Here is a 14,724-nt window from a genome sequence, read left to right as displayed (position 1 = left end):
CCTGCGCGGAGCCGCGGCTCAGGGCTCGATGAGCCCCGCGCGGATCGCGTACCGGGTGAGTTCCAGGCGGTCGCGCACGCCCAGCTTCTGGAGGAGGTTGGCCCGGTGGCGTTCGACGGTCTTGGCGCTGATGAACAGCAGCTCGCCGATCTCCTTGGAGGTGTGGCCCTCGGCGACGAGCTTGAGGATCTCCTCCTCGCGCTCGGTGATCGGCCGCTCGGGCAGGCCGCCGCCGCCCTGCACGCGGTCCAGGTAGGAGCGGACGAGGGCCCGCTCGGCACCGGGGTAGATGAAGGGCTCGTCGCGTACGGCGGCCCGGCACGCCTCGACCAGGTCGCGGTCGGCGACGGACTTGAGGACGTATCCGCAGGCGCCCGCCTTGAGCGCCTCGAAGAAGTACTGCTCGTTGTCGTACATGGTCAGGATCAGGATGCGCAGCTCGGGCATGCGGCGGGAGAGTTCGCGGGCCGCCTGGAGGCCGGTCATGCGGGGCATGGCGACGTCCAGGACGGCCAGGTCGACCTCGGTGGCCCGCGCGGCCGCGACCGCTTCGGCACCGTCACCGGCCTCGGCGACCACCGTCAGATCGGGTTCGCCGTCCAGGATGAGGCGGACTCCGCGGCGTACGAGGGTGTGGTCGTCGGCGAGCAGGACGCGGATCGGGGGCCGTGCGGACATCAGGGGCTGTCTCCGGTTCGGTCTGCGGAACGGTCCCCGGGCGGCGCGGGGACGCGCAGGCGTACGTCGGTGCCCCCTCCGGGGGCGGGTTCGAAGTGGATCTCGGCTCCTATCAGCAGGGCCCGCTCCCGCATCCCGCGGATACCGGCGCCCTCGACGCCCGTGCCGAGGCCGGTGCCGTCGTCGCGGACGAGCAGTTCGACACCGCCGCCCTCGGACGGCGGCAGCGGGCGCAGCGTGAGCGCGGCTCGGGCGGCGGAGGCGTGGCGGGCGGTGTTGGTGAGACCTTCCTGGGCGACCCGGTAGAGCACGAGCTCGGCCTCCGGGGCGAGCGGGGGCAGGTCGCCGGGGATCTGGTGCTGGACGGTCAGCCCGTGGTGCGTGAACTCGGCGGCGAGCGAGCGCAGGGCGCTGGCCAGGCCGAGTTCCTCCAGGACGCCGGGGCGCAGACGGCGCGCGATGCGGCGGATCTCGTCGAGCCCGGCCCGGGTGGCCTCCTGAGCCAGGGTCACCTCGTCGCGCAGTTCCCCGGGGACGCGGTCGGCGACGCGCTTGAGCTGGAGGAGGACGGCGGTGAGGGTCTGTCCGACCTCGTCGTGGAGCTCGCGGGCGATGCGGTGCCGTTCGCGTTCCTGGGCCTGGAGCGCCCGTCCGGCGCCGGCGGCGCGTTCGGCCTGGAGGCGGTCCAGCATCGTGTTGTACGTCGCGATGAGCTGTGCCGCCTCGGCCGGTCCGGAGACCTCGGGCCGGGTCCCGGGCACCAACAGGTCGGCGGTGGACATGGCCCGGCCCAGCCGGTGCAGCGGGGTGAGTCCGATACGCAGGACGACCGCGTTGCCGGCCAGCAGTGCCGCGAGGCCCGCCAGCAGGACGAGGGCCTCCCCGGCCAGCACGGGCGTCGACACGGTGACCGGTCCCAGCAGCAGTGCGGTGGCGACGACCAGACCGGCGGCGTTGAGCGAGAAGATCCGCCAGAACAGCGACACGTTCCTCTTCCCGCTCCTCCCGGCCTGCTCGCACGACGCCCCCTCGGTCAGCTTCGCCGACCGCGACCGGCTGCGTATATCCGTCACGACACCCATATCGCCACCGTACGTGCGGATGGCAGCATGGCGAGGTCGCGAGCACGTCACCCACGTGCGCAAACGCAGCGAACAGTCGCGGCAGGCAACGCAGGACGAATGAGGGGAAAGCACGTGTCAGCTCCACGCCTGAGGGCGACGCCGCTCCCGGGTATCGGGGTCCAGTACGACCTGGTGACCCGCGAGCACCGCCACCTGTCGGTGGTGGCCCACCGCGACGGCGCCCGCACGGTGAACGTGTACCGGTCCGACGACCCCGATTCCTGTGCCCACTCGCTGCGGCTGTCCGGCCCCGAGGCGGGCGCGCTGATCGACGCGCTGAAGCCCTCCCACCACAGCGCGAGCCTGCTCTACACCACCGATCTCGGGCTGGTCGCCGAGCGGGTCGAGGTGGCCGCCACCTCCCGCTGGAACGGGCGGCTGCTGGGCGACACCCGGATGCGGACCGACACGGGGGCCTCGATCGTGGCGGTGCTGCGGCGGGCCGAGGCGATCCCCTCGCCGGCACCGGACTTCCGGCTCGTGGGTGGTGACACCTTGATCGTCATCGGCACCCGTGAGGGCGTCGACGCCGCCGCGGCGATACTCGGGCAGGAGTGAGCCGGTGCACTCCGCGGTTCTGCTGATCGAGTTCGGTTCCATCATCCTGGGGCTCGGGCTCCTCGGCCGGTTCGCCGGCCGTTACCGCCTCTCCCCCATCCCGCTGTACCTGCTGGCCGGTCTGGCCTTCGGCGAGGGCGGCCTGCTCCCGCTCGGCGCGAGCGAGGAGTTCGTCGCGACCGGTGCCGAGATCGGTGTCATCCTCCTGCTGCTGATGCTGGGCCTGGAGTACACGGCCAGCGACCTGGTCACCAACCTCAAGTCCCACTATCCGGCCGGCCTCGTCGACTGCGCGCTCAACGCCGTGCCGGGCGCGGTGGCCGCCCTGCTGATGGGCTGGGGTCCGGTGGCCGCCGTGGTCCTGGCCGGCGTGACGTGGATCTCGTCGTCCGGGGTGATCGCCAAGGTCCTCGGCGACCTGGGCCGGGTCGGCAACCGCGAGACGCCGGTGATCCTGAGCGTGCTGGTCCTGGAGGACCTGGCGATGGCGGTCTACCTGCCGATCGTCACCGCCCTGGTCGCCGGTGCGGGTCTGATGACCGGGAGCATCACGCTGGCGGTCGCGCTCGCCGCGGCGGGCCTGGTGCTGTTCGTGGCGGTGCGCTACGGCCGGCTCATCTCCCGTTTCGTGTCCAGCGACGACCCCGAGAAGCTCCTCCTGGTGGTGCTGGGTCTGACCATCCTCGTCGCCGGTGTCGCGCAGCAGCTCCAGGTCTCGGCCGCGGTGGGCGCCTTCCTGGTGGGCATCGCGCTGTCCGGGGAGGTCGCGGAGGGCGCGCACACGCTGCTGAGCCCGCTGCGGGATCTGTTCGCGGCGGTCTTCTTCGTCTTCTTCGGCCTGCACACGGACCCGGCCAGCATTCCGCCGGTCCTGCTGCCCGCGCTGGCGCTGGCGCTGCTGACCGCCGTGACGAAGATCGCCACCGGGTACTGGGCGGCGCGGCGGGCCGGAATCTCCGTCAAGGGCCGCTGGCGGACGGGCGGCGCGCTGGTGGCCCGCGGCGAGTTCTCCATCGTCATCGCGGGCCTCGCGGTCTCGGCCGGCATCGAGCCGTCGCTGGGCCCGCTGGCCACGGCGTACGTCCTCATCCTGGTCGTCCTCGGCCCCCTCACCGCGCGCTTCACCGAGCCGCTGGCGATGCGCCTCTTCCAGCGCCGCGACAACCCCGACCGGCCCGGCACCCCCGCCCAGGAGGCGCCCCGGGCGACGGAGGCGGAGGCGTCGGTCGGCGACTGACCCCCGTCCCGGCCACGGCCACGGCACGACCCCGGCGCGCAGGTGCCGGGGTCGTCGCGCACGGGGACCGGGCCGGGACCGGGCGTGGCCTGGCCTGGCAAGGACGGAGCCCTCGGCGGAGCGCGGCCCGGCCCCCGCGTCCGCGCCCCGGGGGCCGTGGCGCCGGGGCCGCGGCGCCGGGTGTGAGCCCGGCCCTGGTCAGTGGGGGTGCCGCCTGGCAGGATCGCCCCCATGTCCACGCTGCTCTCCCGTATCGGCAGGCGCCGGGCCGTCCAGGGCGCGGTCGCCGGTGCCGTCGTGCTCGGGCTGCTGCTGTGGTGGCTGCTGCCGCTGGGCGAGAAGCCGCCGAGCGGGACGATCACGTTCAGCACGGGCACCCGCGCGGGCGTCTACCAGAAGTACGGCGAGCTGCTGCGCACCGAGCTGCGCAAGGACATGCCGGGCCTGGACGTACGGCTGACGACCAGCGCGGGCTCGCAGGAGAACGTCGAGCGGGTGGCGACCGGGGAGGCCGACTTCACCATCGCCGCCGCCGACGCCGTCGAGACGTACAAGCTGGCCGGCAGTCCGGGAGCCGAGAAGCTGCGCGGGGTCACCCGGCTCTACGACGACTACGTGCAGCTCGTCGTGCCGGTCGACTCGGACATCCAGTCGGTGTCCGACCTGCGTGGCAAGCGGGTGGCCATCGGGCTGCCCAACTCGGGGGTGAGGCTGATCGCCACCCGGCTGCTGAAGGCCGTGGGCATCGACCCGGAGACGGACATCACGCCCCGGGCGGACGGGATCGACACCGGCCCCGGGCGGCTCGGCGACGAGCTGGACGCGTTCTTCTGGTCCGGCGGGGTGCCGACCGACGGCCTCAGGCAGATAGCGGAGAGCTCCGCCTTCCGGTTCGTACCGATCGACGACGACCTGGTCGCCAAGCTGCACGAGTCGGGCGGCGCGACCCGCTACTACCGCACCACCAACATGCCGGAGTCCGCCTACCCCACCGTCCAGAACGGCGCGGTGGTGCCGACGATGGCGGTGTCCAACCTGTTGATGACCCGCGCGGACGTCGATCCCCGGCTCACCGAGTGGCTGACCCGGACCGTGCTCGACAGCCGCGACGGCATCGGCGCGCACGTGCACTCCGCACAGCTGGTGGACCTGCGCACCGCGATCTACACCGACCCCCTGGAGCTGCACGAGGGCGCCCGGCGCTACTACCGGTCGGTCAAACCCTAGTTACGCGGTTGCCGGGGCTGTGCGGCCGCCGTGCCGGTCCTGGGCACCGTGACCGTGACCTCCAGCCCGTGCGGCTGGTGGTGGCCGAAGGAAATCGAGCCGTCGCCCGCCGCGAGCAGCGCCCGGCAGATGGACAGGCCCAGGCCGGAGCCCTTGATGTTCTGGTGCCGGCCGCTGCGCCAGAAACGGTCGCCCACGCGCGCGAGCTCCTCGTCGGTGAGTCCGGGACCGTTGTCGGTGACGACGACGGAGGCCGCGTCCCCCGTGGAGGAGACCCGGACCCGGACGGTCTCGTCGCGCGGGGTGAACTTCACGGCGTTGTCGATGACCGCGTCCAGGGCGCTCGACAGGCTCACCGGGTCGGCCCAGCCCGTGGTCGGCGGGCAGTCGCCGACCAGGCGTACGCCCTTGGCCTCGGCGGTCGGCGCCCAGGCGGCCACCCGCTCGGCGGCCAGCGCGCCGATGTCGGTGACCTTCAGGTCGGCCTGGCTGTGCTCGGCCAGCGCCAGGTCGAGCAGGTCGTCCAGGACCCGGGCGAGGCGTTTGCCCTCGGTCTGGACGGAGGCGATCTCCTCGTTGCCCTCGGGCAGTTCCAGGGCGAGCAGCTCGATGCGCAGCAGGAGGGCGGCGAGCGGGTTGCGCAGTTGGTGCGAGGCGTCGGCGACGAAGGCGCGCTGCTGCTCCAGCACGTCCTCCACGTGGTCGGCCATCTCGTTGAACGACCGGGCCAGGCGTCTTAGCTCGGGCGGCCCCCCGGACGGCGCGACGCGGGACTTGAGCCGGCCGGTGGCGATGTCGTGGGTGGTGGCGTCGAGCACCCGCACCGGCCGGAGCACCCAGCCGGTCAGCCGCAGCGCGGCGCCGACGGCGAGCAGCATCGCGGCGAACTCCCCGGCGCCGATGACCAGCCAGCCGCGCAGGGTCCCCGAGCGCATGGAGTCGGTCGGCGACTCGGTGACGACGACCGCGACCACGTCGCCGTCCCGGATCACCGGCGAGGCCACCACGAGCCTGCCGTCCTGCCACGGCCACACCTGCTCGGGGTCGTGGCTGCGGCGGCTGAGCAGTGCCTCGTCGAAGGAGTCGCGGACCTCTCCGGTCTGCGGCAGGAACCACGTCGTGGGCGCGTTGGCCATCGGGATGTGGTTGCGGTAGAAGACGCCCGCCTTGATGCCGTAGACCTCGTTGTAGCTGGTCAGCTCGGTCTGCAGGGTCTCCAGGCGCTCGTCCGTGTCCGTCTGGCGTGAGCCCCCCGTCCCGTCCTCGGTGACGAACTGGGCGAGCGCGGCGAAGCGCGCCGTGTCGTCTATGCGGTCGATGACGACCTTCTGCTGCTCGGCGCGGGCGACGCTGACGCCGAGCGGTACGCCGAGCGCGAGCAGTACGGCCGCCATCAGGACGATGAGCAGCGGGAGCAGGCGTGTGCTCACCCGGGCCCGCTAGGCGGTGGGGGCGACGAGGCGGTAGCCGACGCCGCGGACGGTCTCGATCAGCGCCGGCATGTGCAGCTTCGAGCGCAGGGAGGCGACGTGCACCTCCAGGGTGCGCCCGGTCCCCTCCCAGCTGGTGCGCCAGACCTCGCTGATGATCTGCTCGCGGCGGAAGACCACACCGGGGCGCTGGGCGAGCAGGGCGAGCAGATCGAACTCCTTGCGCGTGAGCTGGACAACCGAACCGTCCACGCTCACCTGGCGTGTCGGCAGCTCGATACGGACCGCGCCGAGGCGGACGACCGTCTCGGTGCTCCCGGTTGCCTCCTCGTGCACGGTCCGCCGGCTGACGGCGTGGATCCGGGCCAGCAGTTCCCCGGTGTCGTACGGCTTGACCACGTAGTCGTCGGCGCCGAGGTTGAGGCCGTGGATGCGGGAGCGCACGTCGGATCGCGCGGTGACCATGATGACCGGGGTGCTGGTGCGCTTGCGGATCTTGCCGCAGACCTCGTAGCCGTCCTGGTCGGGCAGGCCCAGGTCGAGCAGGACGACACCGAAGCCGTCGACCTCGGGGACGAGCGCCTGGAGCGCCTCCTCGCCGCTGCGCGCGTGGGTGACGTCGAAGCCGTGCCGTGCCAGGATCGCGGACAGGGCGGCGGCCACGTGGTTGTCGTCCTCGACGAGCAGCAGTCTCATCCGGGCTCCCTTCGGTTCATCGGCCGTACGCTCGGGGCGGGTAGAAATCGGACGGGTCGGGACGGGCACGCGCGCGTGCGTCCTGTGCAGTGACGCCGATGGAGGGGGACGGAGTCAAGAGTCTTCCGGTCGCGGCCGCTCGAAGTTATCCGGCTGAAATGCGCCCAGCTCACAAGTGCTACGACTCGTGTCCGATTGCTATCGGATCGTGATGCTCAGATCTCGCTCAGATGTAGAGACGCGACGTGTCCCGGGTCACTACTGTCCTGCGAAACCCAGGAGGACGGAGCCCGAGAGCGATGACCGAAGTATCGGTGGCCAAGGAAGACAAGGCTGCGACCGGCGAACTGGTCGTCCTGAAGAATGTCAACAAGCACTTCGGCGCGTTGCACGTGCTCCAGGACATCGACCTGACGATCCACCGCGGCGAGGTCGTCGTGGTCATCGGACCCTCGGGGTCCGGTAAGTCCACCCTGTGCCGCACCATCAACCGTCTGGAGACCATCGACGACGGTTCGATCACGATCGACGGCAAGCCGCTGCCCGCCGAGGGCAAGGAGCTGGCGAGGCTGCGGGCCGACGTCGGCATGGTCTTCCAGTCCTTCAACCTCTTCGCGCACAAGACGGTGCTCGAGAACGTGACCCTGGGCCAGGTCAAGGTCCGCAAGGTCGACGCCAAGAAGGCCGAGGAGAAGGCCCGCGCCCTGCTCGACCGGGTCGGCGTGGGCGCCCAGGCGGACAAGTACCCCGCGCAGCTCTCCGGCGGTCAGCAGCAGCGCGTGGCCATCGCGCGCGCGCTGGCCATGGACCCGAAGGTCATGCTCTTCGACGAGCCGACGTCGGCTCTCGACCCCGAGATGATCAACGAGGTCCTGGAGGTCATGAAGCAGCTCGCCGAGGACGGGATGACCATGATCGTGGTCACGCACGAGATGGGCTTCGCCCGCTCGGCGGCCAACCGCGTCGTGTTCATGGCGGACGGCCGCATCGTCGAAGAGGCCACGCCGGACCAGTTCTTCAGCAATCCGCGCAGCGACCGTGCCAAGGACTTCCTGTCGAAGATCCTGCACCACTGATTTCCCGGGGCGGCTCCGGCGTCCCACGTCGCCCACCGTGGCGACCCGCCGTCGACGGCCGCGTCTGATCGCCTGATCCTCTGATCGTCCGATCGCAGCTCGATCACAGCCAAAGGATGTTCACCATGAAGCTTCGCAAGGTCTCCGCCGCCTCGGCCGCCGTGCTCGCCCTCGCTCTGACCGCCACCGCGTGCGGCGGCGACGACAAGGACAGCGGTTCCTCCGGCGGTGACGGCAAGAAGATCACCATCGGTATCAAGTTCGACCAGCCGGGCCTCGGCCAGAAGACCCCGGACGGCTACGCGGGCTTCGACGTGGACGTCGCCACGTACGTCGCCAAGAAGCTCGGCTACACCGAGGACCAGATCGAGTGGAAGGAGTCGAAGAGCGCCGACCGCGAGACCATGCTGCAGCGCGGTGACGTCGACTTCATCGCCGCCACGTACTCGATCACCCCCGAGCGCTCGGAGAAGGTCGACTTCGCCGGTCCCTACCTGCTCGCCCACCAGGACGTGCTGCTCCGCGCCGACGACGACAAGATCAAGTCGCCGGAGGACCTGAACAAGGCGAAGCTCTGCTCGGTCACCGGTTCGACCTCGGCGCAGAACATCAAGGACAAGCTGGCCCCCAAGGCCCAGCTCCAGCCCTACCCGACGTACTCGGCCTGTCTGCCCGGCCTGCAGAACGGTGCCATCGACGCGCTGACCACGGACGACTCGATCCTCGCGGGTTACGCCTCCCAGTCGCAGTTCAAGGGCAAGTTCAAGCTCGGCGGCTTCAAGCTGACGAACGAGAACTACGGCATCGGCGTCAAGAAGGGCAGCGACCTCAAGAACAAGATCAACGACGCGCTCGAGGCCATGGTCGCCGACGGTGCCTGGGACAAGGCCGTCAAGGACAACTTCGGCCCGGCCAACTACAAGAACGAGCCGGCGCCGAAGATCGGCGACATCAAGAGCTGAGGCCGGGCCTGACAAGGTGCGCCGCCCCACGACAGGGGCGGCGCACCGGGGCGGGCATCCCTACACGCGGAAGCGCGGGAGATCGTGTTCGACTTTCTTCAGGATTACGACCTGGCGGGAGCCGTCTGGACGACAGTGCAGCTCGCTGTGCTCTCGGCCATCGGCTCCCTGATCTGGGGCACCTTGCTGGCCGCCATGCGGGTCGGCCCGGTTCCGTTGATGCGCGCTTTCGGAACCGCGTACGTGAACATCGTGCGGAACATCCCGTTGACGGTGATCATTCTGTTCGCGTCGCTGGGACTGAACCAGACGCTGGGGGTCACCCTCGGCGGAGGAAATGACTTCGAGACGATCAACTTCCGGCTCGCGGTCCTGGGCCTGATCCTCTACACGTCGTCGTTCGTGTGCGAGGCGCTGCGTTCCGGCATCAACACGGTGCCGGTCGGCCAGGCGGAGGCGGCCCGGGCCCTCGGCCTGAGCTTCGGCCAGGTGCTCCGGCTGGTTGTTCTGCCACAGGCGTTCCGCTCGTCCGTCGTTCCGCTGGCGAACGTGCTGATCGCGCTGATCAAGAACACCACGGTCGCCGCCGCCATCGGTGTGGCGGAGACGGCGCTGCTGATGAAGGAGATGATCGAGAACGAGGCGCAGCTGCTGCTCATCTCCGCGGTCATCGCACTCGTATTCGTGGTGTTGACGCTGCCGACCGGCCTGATCCTCGGCTGGGTGGGCAAGAAGGTGGCGGTGAAGCGATGAGCTCGGTCCTCTATGACGCCCAGGGCCCCCGTGCCAAGCGTCGCAACGTCCTCTTCACGGTCGTCTTCCTGGTCGCCTTCGCCGCCCTGCTGTGGTGGGTGTTCAGCACCCTCAACGACAAGGGCCAGCTGGAGTGGGCCCTGTGGAAGCCGTTCTTCACCAGCACCGAGGCGTGGTCGACGTACATCTGGCCGGGTCTGCAGAACACCCTGAAGGCCGCGGTCCTCGCGGTGGTCATCGCCCTGCCGCTCGGCGCGGCACTGGGCATCGCCCGCCTCTCCGACCATGCCTGGGTCCGGGTTCCGGCCGCGGTCGTGGTCGAGTTCTTCCGGTCCATCCCCGTGCTGGTCCTGATGATCTTCGGCCTCGCGCTGTTCGCCGAGTACACGAACGTCAGCTCGGACGACCGCCCGCTGTACGCCGTCGTCACCGGCCTGGTGCTGTACAACGCCTCGGTCCTCGCCGAGATCGTCCGGTCCGGCATCCTGGCCCTCCCCAAGGGGCAGGGCGAGGGCGCGATGGCGATCGGACTCCGCAAGGGTCAGGTCATGCGGCTGATCCTGCTGCCGCAGGCGGTCACGGCGATGCTGCCGGCCATCGTCAGCCAGCTCGTCGTGATCCTCAAGGACACCGCGCTCGGCGGCGCCATCCTCACCTTCCCCGAACTGCTCGCGTCGGCCAACACGATGAGCGGCTTCTACGGCGCCAACGTGATCGCCAGCTACACCGTGGTCGCCGTGATCTACATCGCGCTCAACTTCGCCCTCACCACCTTCGCGAGCTGGCTGGAGCGCCGGCTGCGGCGGGCGAAGAAGTCGACCGGTGCGGTACTGAGCGCGGACGACGTGGAGACAGCCGACGCCGGAACGGTCGGCAAGATCTGACACAGCTGACACCCGGTCATCTCGTATGACCGACGACCGGCCAACGACGGAGGCCGTGGCATGATCGCCACGGCCTCCGTCGCGCTTGACGCAAGCACCGGCAATAGGTTGCATACGTTCTGTGACCGTGCACCCTGCTCCAATGTCCTGTTCACCCACGTCCCCCGGGACACCGCCACGGGCAGGGGGCGCCGCACCGTGGACCCGGTGATCATCACCGGAGCGGGGCCCGTCGGGCTCACGCTCGCCCTGGCGCTGGCGCGGCAGGAGGTGCCCTGTGTCGTCCTCGACGAGGGCCCGGGCAAGGACGAACCACGCCCCGCGCGCACCGTCGTCCTGCGCGAGGAGGCGGTCGCACTCGTCGAGCGGCTGACCGGCGCACCGCTGACGGGGCTGGGTTCGCGTTGGGCCGGATGGCGGTCGATGCGGCGCAAGCAGGTGACGCGTGAGGTCGTCTTCGGCGACGCCGAACCGGCGCCCCTGCACATCGCCCAGCACGAGCTGACCGGAGTCCTGCGCACGGCCCTCGCCCACGAGCGTCTGGTCAAGGTCGCCGTGGACAGCCGACTGGACGGCATCGAGCAGGAGAAGTCCGGTGTCACGGCCCACACCCGCGGCCCCGCCGGCACCTGGTGGCGCGGCAGCTACCTGGTCGGCTGCGACGGCCCCCGCTCCACCGTCCGCAAGCTCCAGGACATCCGCTTCCCCGGCCGTACGGCGGTGGAACGATACGCCGTCGCCGCACTGCGCACCGAACTCCCGTGGACCGACGAGGCACTGCTCCACCGCATGCCGCCGTGGCGGACGACCGGGCCGTGGGCCGGTGAGGTGGTCGGCCGCCCGCTGCCGGACGGCGTGTGGCGCCTGGACTGGCTGCTGCCGCCCGGCAAGGACCTGGTCACCCCCGAACTGCTGGTGAACCGGGTCCGCGAGACCCTCACCGGATGGGCGGCCGACGGTTCGACCCCGGCATACGAACTCCTCGACACCGGCGTCCACACGGTCCACCACCGCCTCGCCCGCCGCTGGCGGGTGGGCCGCGTGCTGCTCGCCGGGGACGCGGCACACCTGCTGGGCGCGCTGGGCACGCAGGGCCTGGAGGAGGGACTGCTGGACGCCGACAACCTCGCCTGGAAGCTGGCCCTGGCCTGGCACCACGGGCCGCGCGAGGCGCTGCTCGACAGCTACCAGGAGGAGCGGCGGGCGGCGATCTCCGCGCGGCTGCGCGCCGCCGACCAGCTGCTCCCGCTGCTGCGCGGCGGCGGCGGACTGCGTTCCTACGTCCCCGGCGCGGCCCGCGGCAACGACGTGCTGCTGACGGACGGTCACCTCGGGCGCGGGACACTGGGCGCGCCGGGGACCTACGCCGACTCGCCCCTCGCGCCCGAGAACCTCGCCGGTGAGGTGTCCGTGGGCACGCCGCCCGGGACGCCCGTCACCGATGTGCGGGTCACGGCGGAGGACGGCACCTTCGTACGGCTGCGGGACCGGCTGGGGCGCGGGGCGCTGCTGGTGGTGCTGATCGCGCCGGGGACCGGGGTGTGGGAGCGCAAGCACTGGGTGACGGCCGGGATCATGCCCCGGCTGGCGGCGGCGGTGACGGCGCTGCCCCACCGTGCCGAGTTGCTGGTCACCGAGAGCTATCCCGGTGCCGCGGCGCACACGGTGCTGCTGGTGCGACCCGACGGCCACCTGGTCACGGCGCTGAACGGGGTACGTCCCGCCGACCTCTACGCGGCCGCGGAGAGCGCGCTGGGCGGGGCGACGGCGGGGGCCGCGACGGAGGAGGCCGAGGAGGGCGCGGGAGCGGCGGCCGGGTCGCGTTGAGCGGGGCGCCCGCCCCCTCTCCCCGGCCGACCGCCGTCGGTCCCCGGCCTTCTGCCTCCTGCCTCCGGTCACCGGCGGTGCGTGCACTGTCCGCATGGTGACGCTGAGTTGACCGGTTCGCACCGTCATGGTCTACTCCGGATCGTGACTGACACCTGTGTGCGCCTGTGGCGGAGGGTCCATATGGACCTCGTCCGCTATGCGGGCTGCGTGTGTCGTCCGTCCTGCTGAATTCGCCTTCCCCCTTCTTCGCGCGCGCCGCCGCTCGGACGTGCCGCCGCGCGCTCCCTCGCGAACTCCCAGGACGGTACCCGTGTCCCTCCCCTCCTCTTCTCCCGTCTCCACCGACCCGGCTCCCACGGCCGCGCCGACCCAGGCCGAGCTCCTCGACTTCGTACGGCGTGCCGCAGCCGACGCCGAACTGATCGCCTCCCTGCCGCTCGACCCCGAGGGCCGCACCTGGGTGCGGCTGGCCGGGCCGAGCGGCAGCGAGGCCTGGCTGATCGGCTGGCCGCCCGGCACGGGCACCGGCTGGCACGACCACGCCGACTCCGTGGGCGCCTTCGTCACGGCCGCGGGCGAGCTGAAGGAGAACGCGCTCGCCGCCCGGCTGCCCACCGACGGCTGGAAGACCCTCGAACTCAGCGAAGGTGTGGACCGGCAACGCCGGCTGACCGTCGGCAAGGGGCGCGCCTTCGGCCGGCACCACGTGCACGAGGTCCTCAACGAGTCGACCGACCACCACGCGGTGTCCGTGCACGCCTACTATCCGCCCCTGCCGCAGATCCGCCGCTACAGCCGCAGCGGGCAGATCCTGCGCCTGGAGCAGGTCGAGCGCCCGCAGGACTGGCAGTGAGCGGGCCCACGGGCATCGACGCCCTGCTGGAGCGCGTACGGGCCGGATACCTGCGGATCGCACCGGATGAGGCGTACGACGCCGCCGAGGCCGGCACGGCGCTGCTGGTCGACATCCGGTACGCCGCTCTGCGCGAGCGGGACGGCCTCATCCCCGGCGCCCTGGTGGTCGAGCGCAACGAACTGGAATGGCGTCTGGACCCGCAGGGCAGCCATCGGCTTCCCGAGGCCACGGACCACGACGTGCGGGTGGTCGTGGTGTGCGACGAGGGTTACGCCTCCACTCTGGCGGCGGAGTCCCTGCACCGTCTGGGGCTGCACCGGGCCACCGATCTGATCGGCGGCTTCCAGGCCTGGCGCGCGGCAGGCCTGCCGGTGGCCGCCGCACCGTCCCAGTAGTCGGCGGGGCAGTACGGGGGTGCCGTGTCTGCCTCGCTCCTCGGTGACCCGGCGGACCGGGGTGGGGCCGCTCTTCTTCGTCCGCGGGGTCCGGATCGGGGGTGGGCCCGCGCACGGCGGGGCCCGGCCCGTTTTCGGGGTGCTTTTGGAGGCTGGCCGCGCGGGTCCCCTGTGCGGTCTTCGCCGGCCCGCCTGCCGGGCCTGCCGCGAGTGCGCCCGGGTCGGACGCCGGCTCAGAATCCCTCGTCGCCGAGGTACTCCGTGTCCTCGCCCTCCTCCTCCAGCGCCTGGCGGACCACCCGCAGGGCCATGCCCTCGGGATAGCCCTTGCGGGCCAGCATGCCCGCGAGGCGGCGCAGCCTCTTGTCGCGGTCGAGGCCCCGGGTGGCGCGCAGCTTGCGGGCGACCAGGTCGCGCGCGGTCTCCTCCTCCTGCTCGCTGTCCAGTTGGGACACCGCCGCGTCGATGAGCGTGGCGTCGACGCCCTTGGTGCGCAGCTCTCTGGCGAGGGCGCGCCTGGCCAGACCGCGGCCGTGATGCCGTGACTCCACCCAGGCCTCCGCGAAGGCGCCGTCGTTGATCAGGCCGACCTCCTCGAACCTGGACAGCACCTCTTCCGCGGCCTCGTCCGGGATCTCCCGCTCGCGCAGCGCGTCGGCCAGTTGACTGCGGGTGCGCGGGGTCCCGGTGAGCAGGCGCAGGCAGATCGCCCGTGCCTGCTCGACCGGGTCCCGCGGAGGCTCCCCCTTCTCGGCCCTCGACGAGGAAGTGGCACCTCCGTCTCCGGCGGACGGCTCCGCACGTTCGCGTCTGCGCCGCCCGCGCGCGCCGCCCGTCCCGCGGCCCCGCCCGCCGCCGTGGCGCGCCTCGCCGTCACCGTGACGCGCCACGCCGTCCTCGCGGGGACCCACGGCGGAGGGGTCCGTCTCGTACGGGGCCGCAGCCGCCCCGTACGCGGCGTCGCCCTGCCCAGCGGGGCCGCTCGTGTACCCGGCCCAGTCGGTTCGTCGGGTCACGG

The 14,724-nt window shown here is 71.6% G+C and carries 17 protein-coding genes; 12 read left to right on the top strand and 5 right to left on the bottom strand.

From position 1 onward, the window contains the following. Positions 1-18: 18 nt before the first annotated feature. Entirely contained in the window at positions 19-678 is a 660-nt protein-coding gene (locus ACZ6IM_RS29625) for a response regulator (protein ID WP_052840158.1), read from the bottom strand. Beyond that, positions 678-1,664: a HAMP domain-containing sensor histidine kinase gene (locus tag ACZ6IM_RS29620; RefSeq protein WP_469560575.1), complete on the bottom strand. Its 987-nt coding sequence runs from the start codon at positions 1,662-1,664 to the stop codon at positions 678-680. Before ACZ6IM_RS29620 ends, ACZ6IM_RS29625 begins: the two co-directional genes overlap by 1 nt. On the opposite strand from ACZ6IM_RS29620, the gene ACZ6IM_RS29615 reads away from it, so the two are divergent. From ACZ6IM_RS29615 to ACZ6IM_RS29600, 4 genes are all read left to right on the top strand, one after another. After that, positions 1,633-1,863: a hypothetical protein gene (locus tag ACZ6IM_RS29615; protein ID WP_469560571.1), complete on the top strand. Its 231-nt coding sequence runs from the start codon at positions 1,633-1,635 to the stop codon at positions 1,861-1,863. The two genes, ACZ6IM_RS29620 and ACZ6IM_RS29615, sit on opposite strands and share 32 nt — an antisense overlap. Positions 1,864-1,874: 11 nt before the next feature. Then, positions 1,875-2,360, top strand: a complete 486-nt coding sequence (locus ACZ6IM_RS29610) for a cation:proton antiporter regulatory subunit (protein ID WP_052840162.1) — start codon at positions 1,875-1,877, stop codon at positions 2,358-2,360. A gap of 4 nt (positions 2,361-2,364) precedes the next feature. Continuing rightward, entirely contained in the window at positions 2,365-3,597 is a 1,233-nt protein-coding gene (locus ACZ6IM_RS29605) for a cation:proton antiporter (RefSeq protein ID WP_469560568.1), read from the top strand. Positions 3,598-3,828: 231 nt separating this feature from the next. After that, positions 3,829-4,824 carry a TAXI family TRAP transporter solute-binding subunit gene (locus ACZ6IM_RS29600; RefSeq protein WP_052840166.1) on the top strand — a complete coding sequence of 332 codons (996 nt, stop codon included), beginning with the start codon at positions 3,829-3,831 and terminating at the stop codon, positions 4,822-4,824. Here ACZ6IM_RS29600 and ACZ6IM_RS29595 read toward each other — a convergent pair. Continuing rightward, complete coding sequence (locus ACZ6IM_RS29595) at positions 4,821-6,254, bottom strand: HAMP domain-containing sensor histidine kinase (RefSeq protein WP_469560564.1); 1,434 nt, start codon at positions 6,252-6,254, stop codon at positions 4,821-4,823. The genes ACZ6IM_RS29600 and ACZ6IM_RS29595 overlap by 4 nt on opposite strands. Before the next feature lie 9 nt (positions 6,255-6,263). Beyond that, the gene (locus ACZ6IM_RS29590; RefSeq protein WP_052840170.1) at positions 6,264-6,950 is read right to left on the bottom strand and encodes a response regulator transcription factor; all 687 of its coding nucleotides are present in this window, start codon (positions 6,948-6,950) and stop codon (positions 6,264-6,266) included. Positions 6,951-7,249: 299 nt separating this feature from the next. On the opposite strand from ACZ6IM_RS29590, the gene ACZ6IM_RS29585 reads away from it, so the two are divergent. From ACZ6IM_RS29585 to ACZ6IM_RS29550, 8 genes are all read left to right on the top strand, one after another. After that, positions 7,250-8,026, top strand: a complete 777-nt coding sequence (locus tag ACZ6IM_RS29585) for an amino acid ABC transporter ATP-binding protein (RefSeq protein ID WP_052840172.1) — start codon at positions 7,250-7,252, stop codon at positions 8,024-8,026. A gap of 125 nt (positions 8,027-8,151) precedes the next feature. Continuing rightward, the gene (locus tag ACZ6IM_RS29580) at positions 8,152-8,988 is read left to right on the top strand and encodes a glutamate ABC transporter substrate-binding protein (RefSeq protein ID WP_052840174.1); all 837 of its coding nucleotides are present in this window, start codon (positions 8,152-8,154) and stop codon (positions 8,986-8,988) included. An 84-nt stretch (positions 8,989-9,072) separates the two neighbouring features. Next, positions 9,073-9,741: an amino acid ABC transporter permease gene (locus ACZ6IM_RS29575; protein ID WP_052840176.1), complete on the top strand. Its 669-nt coding sequence runs from the start codon at positions 9,073-9,075 to the stop codon at positions 9,739-9,741. Further along, positions 9,738-10,625 (top strand): amino acid ABC transporter permease, encoded by an 888-nt coding sequence (locus tag ACZ6IM_RS29570; RefSeq protein ID WP_052840178.1) that lies wholly within the window; start codon positions 9,738-9,740, stop codon positions 10,623-10,625. The genes ACZ6IM_RS29575 and ACZ6IM_RS29570 overlap by 4 nt, the downstream gene beginning before the upstream one ends. Positions 10,626-10,823: 198 nt before the next feature. Then, positions 10,824-12,452 (top strand): FAD-dependent monooxygenase, encoded by a 1,629-nt coding sequence (locus tag ACZ6IM_RS29565; RefSeq protein WP_052840180.1) that lies wholly within the window; start codon positions 10,824-10,826, stop codon positions 12,450-12,452. A gap of 81 nt (positions 12,453-12,533) precedes the next feature. Beyond that, positions 12,534-12,683, top strand: coding sequence for a putative leader peptide (locus ACZ6IM_RS29560; RefSeq protein ID WP_469560556.1), 150 nt, complete (start codon positions 12,534-12,536; stop codon positions 12,681-12,683). A gap of 82 nt (positions 12,684-12,765) precedes the next feature. Next, complete coding sequence (locus ACZ6IM_RS29555) at positions 12,766-13,308, top strand: cupin domain-containing protein (protein WP_469560553.1); 543 nt, start codon at positions 12,766-12,768, stop codon at positions 13,306-13,308. Beyond that, complete coding sequence (locus ACZ6IM_RS29550) at positions 13,305-13,706, top strand: rhodanese-like domain-containing protein (protein WP_052840184.1); 402 nt, start codon at positions 13,305-13,307, stop codon at positions 13,704-13,706. The genes ACZ6IM_RS29555 and ACZ6IM_RS29550 overlap by 4 nt, the downstream gene beginning before the upstream one ends. Before the next feature lie 233 nt (positions 13,707-13,939). Here the strand turns inward: ACZ6IM_RS29550 and recX are convergent, their stop codons facing one another. Further along, complete coding sequence (gene recX, locus ACZ6IM_RS29545) at positions 13,940-14,722, bottom strand: recombination regulator RecX (RefSeq protein WP_469560550.1); 783 nt, start codon at positions 14,720-14,722, stop codon at positions 13,940-13,942. Positions 14,723-14,724 lie beyond the last annotated feature (2 nt).

Source organism: Streptomyces sp. NPDC042336, from assembly GCF_055581985.1.
This window is presented reverse-complemented; position numbering and strand designations above follow the sequence as displayed.

Coding starts and splice junctions, on each gene's coding strand:
- ACZ6IM_RS29625 (WP_052840158.1), bottom strand. CDS start 678: ATGTCCGCACGGCCCCCGATCCGCGTCCTGCTCGCCGACGACCACACC.
- ACZ6IM_RS29600 (WP_052840166.1), top strand. CDS start 3,829: ATGTCCACGCTGCTCTCCCGTATCGGCAGGCGCCGGGCCGTCCAGGGC.
- ACZ6IM_RS29590 (WP_052840170.1), bottom strand. CDS start 6,950: ATGAGACTGCTGCTCGTCGAGGACGACAACCACGTGGCCGCCGCCCTG.
- ACZ6IM_RS29585 (WP_052840172.1), top strand. CDS start 7,250: ATGACCGAAGTATCGGTGGCCAAGGAAGACAAGGCTGCGACCGGCGAA.
- ACZ6IM_RS29580 (WP_052840174.1), top strand. CDS start 8,152: ATGAAGCTTCGCAAGGTCTCCGCCGCCTCGGCCGCCGTGCTCGCCCTC.
- ACZ6IM_RS29570 (WP_052840178.1), top strand. CDS start 9,738: ATGAGCTCGGTCCTCTATGACGCCCAGGGCCCCCGTGCCAAGCGTCGC.